Annotated in this window: 15 protein-coding genes; 7 read left to right on the top strand and 8 right to left on the bottom strand. The window is 72.6% G+C overall.

Features of this window, described 5'->3' with window-relative positions; genetic code table 11:
- The first annotated feature begins 68 nt into the window (after window positions 1-68).
- Window positions 69-560 (top strand): PRC-barrel domain-containing protein, encoded by a 492-nt coding sequence (locus AC6H2I_RS08410; protein ID WP_497500153.1) that lies wholly within the window; start codon window positions 69-71, stop codon window positions 558-560.
- A gap of 24 nt (window positions 561-584) precedes the next feature.
- Here AC6H2I_RS08410 and AC6H2I_RS08405 read toward each other — a convergent pair whose 3' ends face one another.
- Complete coding sequence (locus tag AC6H2I_RS08405; protein ID WP_497500152.1) at window positions 585-1025, bottom strand: rhodanese-like domain-containing protein; 441 nt, start codon at window positions 1023-1025, stop codon at window positions 585-587.
- 137 nt (window positions 1026-1162) lie between these two features.
- Here AC6H2I_RS08405 and trmFO point away from each other — a divergent pair, with 137 nt between their 5' ends.
- Window positions 1163-2524, top strand: a complete 1362-nt coding sequence (gene trmFO / locus AC6H2I_RS08400; protein ID WP_497500151.1) for a methylenetetrahydrofolate--tRNA-(uracil(54)-C(5))-methyltransferase (FADH(2)-oxidizing) TrmFO — start codon at window positions 1163-1165, stop codon at window positions 2522-2524.
- A 31-nt stretch (window positions 2525-2555) separates the two neighbouring features.
- Here trmFO and AC6H2I_RS08395 read toward each other — a convergent pair whose 3' ends face one another.
- Window positions 2556-3410, bottom strand: a complete 855-nt coding sequence (locus tag AC6H2I_RS08395; RefSeq protein WP_497500150.1) for a phytoene/squalene synthase family protein — start codon at window positions 3408-3410, stop codon at window positions 2556-2558.
- A gap of 126 nt (window positions 3411-3536) precedes the next feature.
- Here AC6H2I_RS08395 and AC6H2I_RS08390 point away from each other — a divergent pair, with 126 nt between their 5' ends.
- The 4 genes from AC6H2I_RS08390 (at window position 3537) to AC6H2I_RS08375 (ending at window position 7377) form a co-directional block, all read left to right on the top strand.
- The gene (locus AC6H2I_RS08390; RefSeq protein WP_497500149.1) at window positions 3537-4406 is read left to right on the top strand and encodes a squalene/phytoene synthase family protein; all 870 of its coding nucleotides are present in this window, start codon (window positions 3537-3539) and stop codon (window positions 4404-4406) included.
- 86 nt (window positions 4407-4492) lie between these two features.
- The gene (gene hpnD / locus AC6H2I_RS08385) at window positions 4493-5407 is read left to right on the top strand and encodes a presqualene diphosphate synthase HpnD (protein WP_497500148.1); all 915 of its coding nucleotides are present in this window, start codon (window positions 4493-4495) and stop codon (window positions 5405-5407) included.
- On the top strand, window positions 5356-6687 hold the full coding sequence (hpnE, locus tag AC6H2I_RS08380) for a hydroxysqualene dehydroxylase HpnE (protein ID WP_497500147.1): 1332 nt from the start codon (window positions 5356-5358) through the stop codon (window positions 6685-6687). The genes hpnD and hpnE overlap by 52 nt, the downstream gene beginning before the upstream one ends.
- An 84-nt stretch (window positions 6688-6771) precedes the next feature.
- A complete protein-coding gene (locus tag AC6H2I_RS08375) occupies window positions 6772-7377 on the top strand; it encodes a superoxide dismutase (RefSeq protein WP_497500146.1) in 606 nt (201 codons plus the stop codon).
- A 46-nt stretch (window positions 7378-7423) separates the two neighbouring features.
- Here the strand turns inward: AC6H2I_RS08375 and AC6H2I_RS08370 are convergent, their stop codons facing one another.
- The 5 genes from AC6H2I_RS08370 to yajC form a co-directional block, all read right to left on the bottom strand.
- Window positions 7424-8026, bottom strand: a complete 603-nt coding sequence (locus AC6H2I_RS08370; RefSeq protein WP_497500145.1) for a superoxide dismutase — start codon at window positions 8024-8026, stop codon at window positions 7424-7426.
- A gap of 218 nt (window positions 8027-8244) precedes the next feature.
- Complete coding sequence (locus AC6H2I_RS08365) at window positions 8245-8625, bottom strand: GerW family sporulation protein (RefSeq protein WP_497500144.1); 381 nt, start codon at window positions 8623-8625, stop codon at window positions 8245-8247.
- A 139-nt stretch (window positions 8626-8764) separates the two neighbouring features.
- Window positions 8765-9139, bottom strand: coding sequence for an Mth938-like domain-containing protein (locus AC6H2I_RS08360; RefSeq protein WP_497500142.1), 375 nt, complete (start codon window positions 9137-9139; stop codon window positions 8765-8767).
- 43 nt (window positions 9140-9182) lie between these two features.
- The gene (gene secD / locus AC6H2I_RS08355) at window positions 9183-10760 is read right to left on the bottom strand and encodes a protein translocase subunit SecD (RefSeq protein ID WP_497500141.1); all 1578 of its coding nucleotides are present in this window, start codon (window positions 10758-10760) and stop codon (window positions 9183-9185) included.
- 87 nt (window positions 10761-10847) lie between these two features.
- Window positions 10848-11276 (bottom strand): preprotein translocase subunit YajC, encoded by a 429-nt coding sequence (yajC, locus tag AC6H2I_RS08350; protein WP_497500140.1) that lies wholly within the window; start codon window positions 11274-11276, stop codon window positions 10848-10850.
- Window positions 11277-11491: 215 nt separating this feature from the next.
- Between yajC and AC6H2I_RS08345 the strand changes: the two genes are divergently transcribed.
- Window positions 11492-12349 (top strand): ATP-binding protein, encoded by an 858-nt coding sequence (locus AC6H2I_RS08345; RefSeq protein WP_497500139.1) that lies wholly within the window; start codon window positions 11492-11494, stop codon window positions 12347-12349.
- 15 nt (window positions 12350-12364) lie between these two features.
- On the opposite strand, the gene AC6H2I_RS08340 is transcribed toward AC6H2I_RS08345, so the two are convergent.
- A complete protein-coding gene (locus AC6H2I_RS08340) occupies window positions 12365-12709 on the bottom strand; it encodes a murein hydrolase activator EnvC family protein (protein ID WP_497500138.1) in 345 nt (114 codons plus the stop codon).
- Window positions 12710-12851: the final 142 nt, after the last annotated feature.

The raw sequence follows: 12851 nt of genomic DNA, 5'->3' as shown, positions 1-12851 counted from the left end.
GCGCACCCTGCGCAACCCTGGCCCGGGGTGCGGTGTTGTTCGGGCATCGCCCATCCGGGAACCCGTCCATGCCGTGCCACCGCCACGCCCCCGCCCTCCTGATGGCCGCCGCACTCACCCTGGCGGCGGGCACCGCCGCGCGCGCCGTGGCGGCGGGCACCGCCGCGGCCCAGGCCCCGGCCACGCCGTCGCCCCACCACACCGAGGTGGCCCCGGCGGCCGGGCGCCCTCTGGGGGCCGCGGAAGCCAAGGCGCTGCTGGGCCGGAGCGTCGTCACCCGCGACCGCCAGGGCGCCGGCGCCATCGAGGATTTCACCCTCGGCGGTCCGGGCGGCACCGTCGACCACGCGGTCATCGGCAGCGGCGGCCTGCTCGGCCTCGGCGCCACGCTGGTCCTGGTGCCGGTCGACCGCCTGCGGATCGGCGCGGCGACCGAAGTGCCGGGCCCCGGCGAGGCGGCGTCGCTGATCGTGATCCTGGACGTCAGCGCCGCCGATCTGGCCGACGCGCCCGCCTTCGCCGACGACGGCACGGTGCGCACGCTGGCCAGCGCCCCATAGGCGGCGTCCGCCGATGGGGGAGCGTCAGGCGCCGCCCTGCGTCGGCAGCCCGGCCGCCGTCCAGGCGCCCATGCCGCCGCGCAGAATGGCGACGTGGCAAAGACCGCGGCGCTTCAGCACCGTGGCGGCGGACACCGCCCGCGGCCCGCCCTGGCACACCACGACGACCGCGGCGTCGCGATGGGCGGCGAGGGCGTCGCCCATCGCGGCGATGCGGCCGGAGACCTCCGCCAACGGCACATGAACGGCGCCGGGAATATGGCCGCCGGCGAACTCGGCGGCGGTGCGCACGTCCAGCACCAGCATGTCGTCGCCACCGGCAAGGCGCGCCTGGACCTGCGGCGCCGTCACCGATGCCACGCCGGTGAGGCGCGCCCGAAGGGCCGGCAGCAGAAGGACCGCCACCGCCGCCCCAACCAACACCACCGTCAGCACCGTGTCGTCCATCGCCCCGCCTCCGATCATGAGGTGTTCCTCATATACAGGCGCGGGTGGCGCCGCGGCAAGGGCGGCGCCCCTGCCCGGCCTTGCCCGGTGGGGCCGCGGAGTCTATGTCTTCGGCTCCCGCGCCGCACCCGCCCACTGCCAACGGACCCGACCGCATGACCGGACGTCACACCACCGATTCGCCCCGCCCCGTCCACGTCGTCGGCGGCGGCCTCGCCGGCAGCGAGGCGGCCTGGCAGCTCGCCGAGGCCGGCGTCCCGGTGGTGTTGCACGAGATGCGTCCGGTGCGCCGCACCGAGGCGCACCAGACCGACCAGCTCGCCGAACTGGTGTGTTCCAACTCCTTCCGCTCCGACGACGCGGAGTACAACGCCGTCGGGCTGCTGCACGAGGAGATGCGGCGCTGCCGCTCGCTGATCCTGCGGTGCGCCGACGCGCACAAGGTGCCGGCCGGCGGGGCGCTGGCGGTCGACCGGGACGGCTTCGCCGCGGCCGTGGGCGCCGCGTTGGCGGCACACCCCCTGGTCACCGTGGCACGGGAGGAAGTCGCCGGCCTGCCGCCGGACGACTGGGACAGCGTCATCGTCGCCACCGGCCCCCTCACCTCGCCGGCGCTGGCCGAGGCGATTCGCGGCGTGACCGGCGAGGAGTCGCTGGCCTTCTTCGACGCCATCGCGCCGATCGTCCATTTCGACAGCATCGACCTGTCCAAGGCATGGTTCCAGTCGCGCTACGACAAGGCCGGCCCCGGCGGCACCGGCAAGGACTACATCAACTGCGCCTTCGACCGCGACCAGTACGAGGCCTTCATCGACGCCCTGCTGGCCGGCGAGACGGTGGAGTTCAAGGACTGGGAGAAGGACACGCCCTACTTCGAGGGGTGCCTGCCCATCGAGGTGATGGCCGAGCGCGGCCGCGACACCCTGCGCTTCGGGCCGATGAAGCCGGTCGGTCTGACCGACCCGCACAGCGGCCGCCGCTCCCACGCCGTGGTCCAGCTTCGCCAGGACAACGCGCTGGGCACGCTCTACAACCTCGTCGGCTTCCAGACCAAGCTGAAATACGGCGAGCAGAGCCGCATCTTCCGCATGATCCCGGGGCTGGAGGGCGCGGAGTTCGCCCGGCTGGGCGGTCTGCACCGCAACACCTTCCTCAACAGCCCGCGCCTGCTCGACGGCACGCTGCGCCTCAAGGCGCTGCCGCGCCTGCGCTTCGCCGGCCAGGTCACGGGCTGCGAGGGCTATGTGGAGAGCGCCGCCGTCGGCCTCATGGCCGGGCGCTTCGCCGCCGCCGAGCGGGCCGGGACGGCGCTGGCGCCGCCGCCCGCGACGACCGCCATGGGCGCCCTGCTCGGCCACATCACCGGCGGCGCCGAGGCGGAGACCTTCCAGCCGATGAACGTCAACTTCGGCCTGTTCCCGCCGGTCGAGGGCCGGATCAAGGGCAAGGAGCGCAAGCGCCTCTATTCGCAGCGCGCCCTGGCGGACCTGGCGGGCTGGGCGGGCTCGGCCCTCTGAGCCGCCCGCCGCCCGGTCGGCGCGGGTCCGGTCAATACCGCCCGCGCAGGGCCGCCCAGGCCAGGCGGATCTGGCGCAGCGGGTTGGGAAGCTGGACCTTGACGGCGAAGACGTCGTGCCCGGCGCGGGCCAGCGCGTCCAAGTGGGTCGCCGCCACCACCGCCGGCAGCAGCGCCGGCAACGCGGATCGGGGAACCTCGCGGCGCAGCGCGCGGGCGGTTGCCAGATGGCCGCGCGCCAGCTCCGCCACCTCCCGGGCGACCGGGCGAAGCTCCGCCACCGGGCGCAACTCCAGCACGTCACGCGCCCGCACCCCGTGGGCCGACAGGCGGTCCGCCGGCAGCATCAGGCGGCGCTGGCGGGCGTGGTGGGGGACCGCGCGCAACAGCCCGGCGAGCGCGTAGGCGACGCCGACGTGGCGGGCCACCGGCCCGGCCGCCGCGCCATGGGCGCCCATCGCCTCCATCGCCAGGCGGACCAGCGGAACCGCGGTCACCTCGGCGTAGTTCTCCAGGCACACCGCACTGGCCGGCGTCTCGTCGTCGAGGTCGGCCTCGCGGCCGTCGATCAGCCGGTCGAAATGGTCGCGCGAGAGGCCGCGCGCCGCCACCGTCTCCGCCAGCGGGCGGGCCACGGCATGGTCCGGCAGGGTGCCCTCGCCATAGGCCGCCGACACCGCGTCGCGCCACCACTGGAGGCGCATCTGCCCCAGCATCGGCTCGCTCACCACCTCGCGCGTCTTGGCCACCTCGAGGTTGAAGGCATAGAGCGCGAACAGGCCTTCCCGCCGATCCGCCGGTGCGAACAGGCAGGTCAGAAACCGGTCATTGTCGTACTTCCGCACCTCCTGTCCGCAATAGGACAGGTCGGTCGCCGTATTCGCCATCGGGGTTCGCCGGGAAAATTCGTGGAGGATGCTGTTGGGGAGAAGCCAAGGCCGTGACGCGCCTTATATTAGGCAGGAGAGGTCACCGCGCCAGCCCCGTTGCGCAGCAGAGCAGGCCAAACCGCCATGACCGAGTTCAACATCGCGCCGACCGCCACGCCCAAGACCGGCCCCTTTGCCCGCAAGGACGCGAGCGGGGAGAATTTCCCGGTCGCCTCCCGCCTGCTGCCGCGCCATCTGCGGCCGCACGTGCTGGCGTTCTACAAGTTCCTCAGGCTCGGCGACGACATCGCCGACGATCCGGACCTGGAGGCGGAGAGCAAGCTCGCCTACCTGGACGCCCTTGAACGCGCGCTGACGTCCGGCCAGGCCAAGCACGCCTACCTCAAGCCCGCGATGGAGCTGCGCGCCAGCCTGCAGGTGACGGGCGTCTCCGACCGCCACGCCCGGCAGGTGCTGCGCGCGTTCCGCCGCGATTCGGTGGGGGCGCGCTGCCACACCTGGAGCGACCTCCTGCTCTATTGCCGGTTCTCCGCCAACCCGGTCGGCCGCTACCTGCTGGAGCTGCACGGCGAGGGGCCGGACGCCGGCCCGGCCGCCGACGCCCTGTGCTCGGCCCTGCAGATCCTCAACCATCTCCAGGACGCCCGCGACGACTGGGTGGGCCTGGGGCGCTGCTACATCCCGTTGGGCTGGTTCGAGGAAGCCGGACTGAGCGTCGAGCGGCTGGTCGAGACCCAGGCCGATCCCAAGCTGCGCGGCGTCTTCGACCGGGTGGTCGACCACACCGAACAGCTCCTGGAACGCGCCGCCCCCCTGCCCGGCCTGGTCAAGCACCGCGGCCTGCGCATGGAATCGGCGGTCATCCTCAGCCTGGCCGAGTCCCTGGCCGCCCGCCTGCGCACCCGCGACCCCATGAAGAAGCGGGTGGCGCTCGGCGCGCACCAGAAGATGTACGCCATGGCCCGGGGCATCGCGCGCGGCATCGCCGGCTGACCCGGCGGGGCGGCCTGTGCTATGCGTTGGCCGGCCGGGGCGGTTCCCACCGCCCCGGCCCCCGCGCGTGCAAGGAGCCTTCCGCCATGACCGCCCCGCTGCTCGACGCGCCCCTGCGCGACGCCCCCCCGCCGCCCGACCCGGCCGTGGGCGCAGCCGCCGAGACGCCGGCCACGGTCGCCGGGCGGTCGGGCAGCACCTTCTATTGGCCCATGCTCCTGCTGCCGCGCGCCAAGCGGCAGGCGATGTTCGCCGTCTACGCCTTCTGCCGTCAGGTCGACGACATCGTCGACGAGCCCGGCGACCCCGTGGAGAAACGGCGGCAGCTCGATGCCTGGCGCCGCACCGTGCGCGGGCTCGATGCCGGCGCGCCGCCGGCGACGCCCCTGGCCGCCTCGTTGAAGGGCGCCATCGACCGCTACGGCCTGCCGCTGGCCGAATTGGAGGCGGTGATCGACGGCATGGCGATGGATCTCAGCGGCGCCATGCGCGGCCCCGACCTGGCCTCCCAGCGCCTCTACTGCCGCCGCGTGGCGGGCGCCGTGGGGTTGCTGGCGATCCGCGTCTTCGACCGCGCCTACCCGGCCAGCGAGGCCTTCGCCCTGGCGCTGGGCGAGGCCCTGCAGCTCACCAACATCCTGCGGGACCTCGACGAGGACGCCGGTCTGGGGCGCCTCTACCTGCCGGCCGAGGTGCTGGACGCGGCGGGGATTGCGGAGCGCGACCCCGCCGCCGTGCTCGCCCACCCGGCGCTGCCGCAGGCCTGCGACGCGGTCGCCGCGCGGGCGCGCGCGGCGTTCGCCGACGCCGAGCGCCACCTCGCGCGCTGCGACCGCGGCCCGCTCTGGGCCGCGGTGGCCATGATGGTGCTGTACCGGCGGCTGCTGTCGGCCCTGACCGCCCGCGGCTGGGCGCGGCCCGCCCGCCCGGTGCGCCTGCGCAAGCGGGAGTGCGCCTGGGTGGCGCTGCGCTGCATGGTCGGCTGGCCGCCGGCGCGCTGACCGGCGCCGCGGTGGGCACCGTTCACGTCGTCGGCGCCGGCCTGGCCGGGCTTGCCTGCGCCCTCGGCGTCGCCGAGGCCGGCCGGCGCGTGGTGGTTCACGAGGCGGCGCCGCAGGCCGGCGGCCGCTGCCGCTCCTTCTTCGACCGCGGGCTCGACCGCACCCTCGACAACGGCAGCCATCTCGCGCTGACCGGCAACCGGGCGCTGGTCGCCTTCCTGGCGCGCACCGGCGGGCGCATGACGCCCGTCCGCCCGGCCGCCTTTCCCTTTGTCGACCGCCGCACCGGCGAGGCCTGGACCCTGCGCCCCGGTGGCCTCTGGCTGTTCGACCCCGCGCGACGGGTGCCGGGAAGCGGCGCCGCGGCCCACGCCGCGGCGCTGCGCACCCTGGCGGCCCGCCCCGGTGCCAGCGTCGCCGACGTGCTGCCGCCCGGCGACCCCCTCCACGAGCGCCTGTGGGCGCCCCTGGCCATCGCCGGCCTCAACGGCGCGCCGGACAGCGTGTCGGCCCGCCTGTTCGGCGCCATCCTCCGGAACACCCTGCTGCGCGGCGAGGCCGCCTGCCGGGCGCTGATGGCGCCGGACGGGTTGTCCGCCGCCCTGGTCGAGCCGGCGCTCGACCGGCTCGCCGCGCTGGGGGCGGAACTGCGCGTGGGCAGCCGGGTCGACGGGCTGGAGGAGGAGGACGGCCGCGCCGCGGCGTTCACCTCCGGCGCCGGGCGGGTCGCCCTTCGCGCCGGCGAGTCGCTGGTCCTGGCCGTGCCGCCCTGGGCGGCCGCCCGCCTGCTGCCCGGCCTCGCCGCGCCGCCGCCGGGGCGCGCCATCGTCAACGCCCACTTCCGCCTGGACGCTCCGGTGGCGCTGCCGGGCGGCCTGCCCTTCCTCGGGGTGATCGGCGCCACGGCGGAGTGGCTGTTCGCCCGCCGCGACGTGCTGTCGGTGACCGTCAGCGCCGCCGACGCCCTGGCCGCCCGCCCGGCGGCCGAGGTGGCGGCGGCGGTGTGGGCGGATTGCGCCGCCATCCTCGGCCGCGCCGGGCCCATGCCGCCGGCGCGGGTGGTGAAGGAGCACCGCGCCACCTTCGACCAGTCGCCTGCCCACGCCGCCGGCCGACCAGCGACGCGGACCCGGCTGCGCAACCTGTTCCTGGCCGGCGACTGGACCGACACCGGGCTGCCGGCGACCCTGGAGGGGGCGATCCGTTCGGGCGACGCGGCGGCGCGCGCCGTGCTCGGCCGCAGGCGCGCCTTCCCTTTCCGCACCGGCCATCATATGTGACCAGATGGGGGTCCGCCCCCCGGGCCGGCGCCTGGAGGTCGAGGCCCACCCCCACCAGACCACCGACGAAGAGGGCACCGACCGATGGCGTTCCAACTGCCGCCGCTCCCCTACGCGCACGACGCCCTGGAGCCGTACCTGTCGGCGCAGAGCCTGCACCTGCACCACGGCAAGCATCACCAGACCTATGTCACCACCTTGAACACCCTGCTGAAGGACAGCCCGCTGGCCGAGGCCAGCCTGGAGGACCTCATCAAGGAGAGCGCCGGCGACGCCAGCCGGGCCGCGCTGTTCAACAACGCCGGTCAGGCGTGGAACCACACGTTCTTTTGGCAGTGCATGAGGACGGATGGCGGGGGGGCGCTGCCCGAGGCGCTGGAGCGGCGCATCGTCTCGGACTTCGGCAGCGTCGAGAGCTTCAAGGAGGAGTTCCGGCGGGCCGCCATCGCCCAGTTCGGCGCCGGCTGGGCCTGGCTGAGCATCGTGAACGGCCGTCTGAAGGTCACCGGGACCGCCAACGCCGACAGCCCGCTGGCCCACGGCCATTGGCCGCTGCTGACCATCGACGTGTGGGAACACGCCTATTATGTCGACTACCAGAACCGCCGCGCCGACTACGTGCACATCTTCGTCGACAAGCTGGTGAACTGGGCGTTCGTGGCCGAGCGCCTGGCGCTGGCGACGGCCTGAGGCCGGTGTCCCTCCCCCGCCATGGGCGGGGGAGGGACACGACGGATCAGCCGAGGTTGGCCGCGGCGAACTCGTAGTTGGCCAGCTTCTCCAGGAAGTTGGTCACGTAGTCCGGGCGCCGGTTGCGGAAGTCGAGGTAGTAGGCGTGCTCCCAGACGTCGAGGCCGAGCAGCGGCTTGCCCTCCGCCGAGGCGATCGGGTTGGAGCCGTTGGGGGTCTTGGTGACCTTGAGCTTGCCGTCGCTGCCCTGGACCAGCCAGGCCCAGCCCGAACCGAACTGGGTCGTCGCGGCGGCCTTGAAGGCGTCCTTGAAGGCGTCGACGGAGCCGAAGTCGCTGACGATCTTCTGCTCCAGGCTGGTCGGCATGGCGCCGCCCGTCGGCGACAGGGCGTTCCAGAAATGGATGTGATTCCAATGCTGGCCGGCGTTGTTGAAGACCGGCGCGAGATCGGCCTTGCCGTTGGAGAAGGCGATGATCTCTTCGAGGCTCTTCCCCTGAAGATCGGCGTTCTTTTCGACAAAGCCGTTCAGCGCGGTGACGTAGGCCTGGTGGTGCTTGCCGTGATGCAGCTCGAGCGTCTCTTGGCACATGCCGCGTTCGGAAAGCGCGTTATAGGAGTACGACAGCGAGGGCAGTTCGAAAGCCATTCCGCAGATCCTTTTTGCTGCATTTGCCGAGGCGGTTGTGTTCAACAATCGCCTCACGATTTCCAAGCCCACTCTTTAAAAGTAGGGCGAAGGATCATGTCAAGCCAAAACCCAAAAAATATCCGGAAGGATTGTGTCAAGCCAAAACTTGGAATATACCTTCCCGACGAGGCATGCCGGCACCAACGGCGGGGCTTCGGCGGCGCGGCGCCGGGCGCCTAGTCCACCGTCTCGACCACCCCGACGGTGTGCGTGCGTTTGTGCCGGGTGGCCGCCTCGGACACCATCCGCGACACCGCCTGGGACGCCGCCGCCGTCGCCTCGTGGGGCATCGGCTTCAGCTCGACTCCGTCCGGACCGAAGACCAGCACGGCGCAGGGAATCACGCCGCCACCGCCGCCGCCACCGACGGCCTCGCCCAGCATCGATCCACCGCCGGCACCGACTCCGAAGGTGGTGATGTAGAGCGGAACGGCGGTGTACGCGCCGACGGTGATGGCGGCGCCGGCGACCCCGTTCTCCAGGAGCTTGTCGAACTGGGCCGTCGTGGTCGTCATCAGGGCGTCCGCGGGGTCGACGAGGAAGGGGTTGGTGAACATCGCATCACTCCATGCTGCGGCGCAAAGGACGTCCGATTCATAGCATGGATATCCGGATGTTCCACCGCCGCGATGGCCCCCGCGGGGCGTCGCGGCCGGCCCGCCGGCGACGAACGCCCCGGCCCCCCTCCCCGGCGGGTCACACCGGGAACAGGGCCGCCGCGACCCGGCGCCCCTCGGCCATCAGCACGTTGTAGGTGCGGCAGGCGGCGCCAGTGTCCATCGGCTCCAGGGTCACGCCGCGCCCGCGCAGGCCCTGGCGCACCTCCTTGGGCGGGAACTGGGCGCGCAGGCCGCAGCCCAGCAGCAGCACCTCGACCCTGGGCTCCTCGGTGAGTACGGCCTCGAAGCTCGCCACCGTCAGCCCCTCGAAGCCCCGCACCGGCCACTCGACGGCGCGGTGGGGGAAGACGATGACCGGCCCGCTGCGCCACGTGCCGGCGACGCTGATCTGCCCCTCGCCGTAGCCGTCGATGACGCAGCGGTCGTGGGGGATGAGCGGGGTGATGTCCATAGCCTGTCCTTGTTCCCCGGATGGGCGGTTCGGCCCGAACGCCTCAGATGGGGACGAGTTTGGGCTTTGTCCGCCGCAGCCAGGTCACCACCATGAGCCGGGTGACCCAGATCGCCGTGAACAGCGAGGTGACGATGCCGATGGTCAAGGTCACCGCGAAGCCGCGGATCGGTCCGGAGCCGAAGATGTAGAGGAGCGCCGCGGCGATCAGCGTCGTCAGCTGGCTGTCGATGATGGTCGTCAGCGCCCGGTTGTAGCCGGCGTCGATCGCCGAGATCACCGACCGGCCGGCCGCCTGCTCCTCGCGGATGCGCTCGAAGATCAGCACGTTGGCGTCCACCGCCATGCCGATGGTGAGCACGATGCCGGCGATGCCCGGCAGTGTCAGGGTCGCCTGGAAAGCGGACAGCGCGGCGAAGATCAGCACGATGTTGATCAGCAGCGCCGCCACCGCGAAGACCCCGAACAGCCCATAGGACGCCAGGATGAACGCCACCACCATGGCCAGGCCGCCATAGGCGGCGATCTTTCCCGCCTCGATGGAATCGGCGCCCAGGCCGGGGCCGACGGTGCGCTCCTCGATCACGTTGAGGGGGGCGGGCAGCGCGCCGGCGCGCAGCAGCAGCGCCAGGTCGCTGGCGGACTGGACCGTGAAGTTGCCGGAGATGACGCCGGCCCCGCCGAGGATCGGCTCGCGGATCACCGGCGCGGAGATGATGCGGTTGTCCAGCACGATGGCGAACAGGCGCCCGACGTTCTCCCGGGTGGCGTCGCCGAACCGCTTGGCGCCCACCGAATCGAATCGGAAGCTGACCACCGGCCGGCCGTCCTGGAAGGTGGCCTGGGCATCGGTCAGCGTGTCGCCGCTGACCATGACCCGGCGCTTGACCACCAGGTGCTGCCCGGGCTGCTCGACCATCGCCAGTCGCTCGGTCCCCGGCGGGATGCGGCCGGCCAGCGCCTCAGCCGGGGCCACCGTCTCGTCGACCATCTGGAAGGTCAGCTTGGCGGTCTGGCCGATCAGGCGCTTGACCCGTTCCGGGTCGTCGATGCCGGGCAGCTGGACCAGGATGCGGTCCTCGCCCTGGCGCTGGATGGTCGGCTCCTTGGTCCCGGTCTCGTCGACGCGGCGGCGCACGATCTCGATCGACTGCTCGATGGCCTGGGTGTTGCGGGCGGTGATCGCCTCCGGCGTCAGGCCGACGCGAATCCGGTTGCCCTCGCCCACCGAGGTCTCCAGCGCCTGCGGGTCGACCTGGCGGACCGCCTCGCGCGCCTCGTCGACCCGGTCGGCGTCGCGCACGGTGAAGGCGATGGCGGTGTCCTCGACCGACAGGTCGAGATAGCCGATGTTGGCCGAGCGAAGCTCGCTGCGGGCGCTGTCCAGCAGGGCGTTCAGGCGGTCCTGGAGGACGGTGCGGACGTCCACCTCCAGCAGCAGATGCGAGCCGCCCTGCAGGTCGAGGCCGAGGTTGACCGTGCGGTTCGGCGCCCACGACGGCAGGCTGGCCTGAAGCTCCTGCGCCGTCTCGCGGCTGAGCAGGTTCGGCGCGGCGTAGATCACGCCCAGTGCGCACAGCACCAGGACGAGGACGATCTTCCACTTGGCGAAATAGACCATGGCCTTGGCCGGTTGTCCCGTTCGTTGCACTTGAACCGATGGACGCCGCGGCGCGCGGCCGCGGCGCCCGCAGCGTCCGATCGCCGCCTATTTGCGGCCGAACATCCGGCCCAGGGTCTTGGCGGCGCCCTCGGGCTTGCCGGCCTCGACGGTCGCGGTGGCGGCGCCCTCGCCGGCCTTGGCCGCCTCGCCCTTGGCCGGCTCGCCCTTGGCCAGGACCAGGTTCACGGTGGAGCGCAGCACCCGCACGCGGACGTTCTCGGCGATCTCGACGGTCAGTTCGTCTTCCGGGCCGACCTTCGTCACGGTGCCGATCATGCCGCCTCCAGTGACGATGCGGTCGCCGCGGCGCACCGCCTCGAGCATCGTCTTGTGCTCCTTCATCTTGCGCTGCTGCGGACGGATCAGCAGGAAGTAGAAGACCACGAAAATAAGGATGAGGGGCAGCATCGACATGAACATGTCGGCGCCGCCGCCCGGCGCCGCGGTCTGGGCGTAGGCGGTCGAAACGAACATCCTGAAGCTCCTAATCGTTGGCCGATGCCGCGGGGCATGGGGACGCGGCGACTATAGCCGCCCGTGGCAGGGATGCAACGGGTTCCCACTCCGGAACGCCCCGGTGCACGGGCCGGGCGCGCCGCGGCGGGGCCGGCGTCGCGTTTTCCTTGTCGCTCCGCAGCCGCCCCCCTACGCTCTCGCCCCGCCACCCCACAGAAAACCCGAGCCCCGAGATGTCCGAGTCCCCGCTCCTTCCCCTGCTGTCGCGCATCGCCGACGCCCTCGACCGCCTCGCCCCGCCGGCCGCCCCGGCGGTGGACGTCGGCGCCGCCGACGCCTTCGTGTGGCACACCGATCCCGACCGGCTGGAGCCGGTGGCGCGGATCAACCGGGTCGCCATCGCCCTGCTGCAGGGGGTGGAGCGCCAGCGCGACACGCTGCTGGAGAACACCCGCCGCTTCGCCGCCGGCCTGCCGGCCAACAACGCCCTGCTGTGGGGCTCGCGCGGCATGGGCAAGAGCTCGCTGGTCAAGGCGGTGCATGCCGAGGTCGTGGCCGAGCGGCCGGGGGCGGTGGCCCTGGTGGAGATCCACCGCGAGGACATCCCGTCCCTGCCCCGGCTGCTGACCCGGCTGCGCGGCCTGGACCGGCGCTTCGTGCTGTTCTGCGACGACCTGTCGTTCGACCACGACGACGCCCACTACAAGTCGCTGAAGGCGGTGCTGGAGGGCGGCGTCGAGGGGCGCCCGGACAACGTGGTGTTCTACGCCACCTCCAACCGCCGCCACCTCATGCCCCGCGACATGATCGACAACGAGCGCTCCACCGCCATCAACCCGGCCGAGGCGGTGGAGGAGAAGGTGTCGCTGTCCGACCGCTTCGGCCTGTGGCTGGGCTTCCACAACTGCGACCAGCAGACCTTCTTCGCGATGGTCGAGGCCTACGCCACCCATTTCGGCCTCGACATGCCCGCCGAGCGGCTGCGGGCGGAGGCGGTGGAATGGTCGGTGACCCGCGGCAGCCGCTCCGGACGCGTCGCCTGGCAGCTCATCCAGGACCTGGCGGGCCGGCTGGGCAAGCCCCTGGCCTGACCGGCCGGGAGGGGGCTAGGCCCCCTCCATTTCCCCGCGCGGATCGACCGCCTGGCTGCCTTTGCGCAGCTCGAAATGGAGCTGCGGGCTCGACACCGAACCGGTCTGGCCGACGGTGGCGATGCGCTGGCCACGCGTCACCGTGGCACCGCGCTCCACCTCCATGCGGTCGAGGTGGGCGTAGGCGGTGATGAAGCCGTCGGCGTGGCGCACCAGCAGCAGGTTGCCGAAGCCGCGCAACTCGTTGCCGGCGTAGACGACCACCCCGTTGTCGGCCGCCAGCACCGGCGTGCCGCGCGGCGCCGCCACGTTGATGCCGTCGTTGTGCATGCCGTCCGGCTTGACGCCGTAGGTCGACACCACCTGCCCCTTCACCGGCCACAGGAACCGCTTGCCACCGCGTGGCGGCGGCGCGCGGCACGCCGGTGCTGGCGGCCGACAACGGGGTGGTCGTCTACGCCGGCAACGAGTTGCGCGGCTTCGGCAACCTGCTGCTGGTGCG

The organism is Azospirillum sp. NS33 (assembly GCF_059703765.1).
The sequence above is the reverse complement of the archived record's forward strand: the minus strand, read 5'-3'. Positions and strand labels throughout refer to the sequence as shown.

Bases quoted from the DNA above. Each gene is read 5' to 3' on its own strand.
- AC6H2I_RS08370 (WP_497500145.1), bottom strand. From the start codon at position 8,026: ATGGCTTTCGAACTGCCCTCGCTGTCGTACTCCTATAACGCGCTTTCC.
- AC6H2I_RS08410 (WP_497500153.1), top strand. From the start codon at position 69: ATGCCGTGCCACCGCCACGCCCCCGCCCTCCTGATGGCCGCCGCACTC.
- AC6H2I_RS08365 (WP_497500144.1), bottom strand. From the start codon at position 8,625: ATGTTCACCAACCCCTTCCTCGTCGACCCCGCGGACGCCCTGATGACG.
- AC6H2I_RS08360 (WP_497500142.1), bottom strand. From the start codon at position 9,139: ATGGACATCACCCCGCTCATCCCCCACGACCGCTGCGTCATCGACGGC.
- secD (WP_497500141.1), bottom strand. From the start codon at position 10,760: ATGGTCTATTTCGCCAAGTGGAAGATCGTCCTCGTCCTGGTGCTGTGC.
- AC6H2I_RS08405 (WP_497500152.1), bottom strand. From the start codon at position 1,025: ATGATCGGAGGCGGGGCGATGGACGACACGGTGCTGACGGTGGTGTTG.
- AC6H2I_RS08390 (WP_497500149.1), top strand. From the start codon at position 3,537: ATGACCGAGTTCAACATCGCGCCGACCGCCACGCCCAAGACCGGCCCC.
- AC6H2I_RS08345 (WP_497500139.1), top strand. From the start codon at position 11,492: ATGTCCGAGTCCCCGCTCCTTCCCCTGCTGTCGCGCATCGCCGACGCC.
- AC6H2I_RS08375 (WP_497500146.1), top strand. From the start codon at position 6,772: ATGGCGTTCCAACTGCCGCCGCTCCCCTACGCGCACGACGCCCTGGAG.
- AC6H2I_RS08395 (WP_497500150.1), bottom strand. From the start codon at position 3,410: ATGGCGAATACGGCGACCGACCTGTCCTATTGCGGACAGGAGGTGCGG.
- yajC (WP_497500140.1), bottom strand. From the start codon at position 11,276: ATGTTCGTTTCGACCGCCTACGCCCAGACCGCGGCGCCGGGCGGCGGC.
- hpnD (WP_497500148.1), top strand. From the start codon at position 4,493: ATGACCGCCCCGCTGCTCGACGCGCCCCTGCGCGACGCCCCCCCGCCG.
- trmFO (WP_497500151.1), top strand. From the start codon at position 1,163: ATGACCGGACGTCACACCACCGATTCGCCCCGCCCCGTCCACGTCGTC.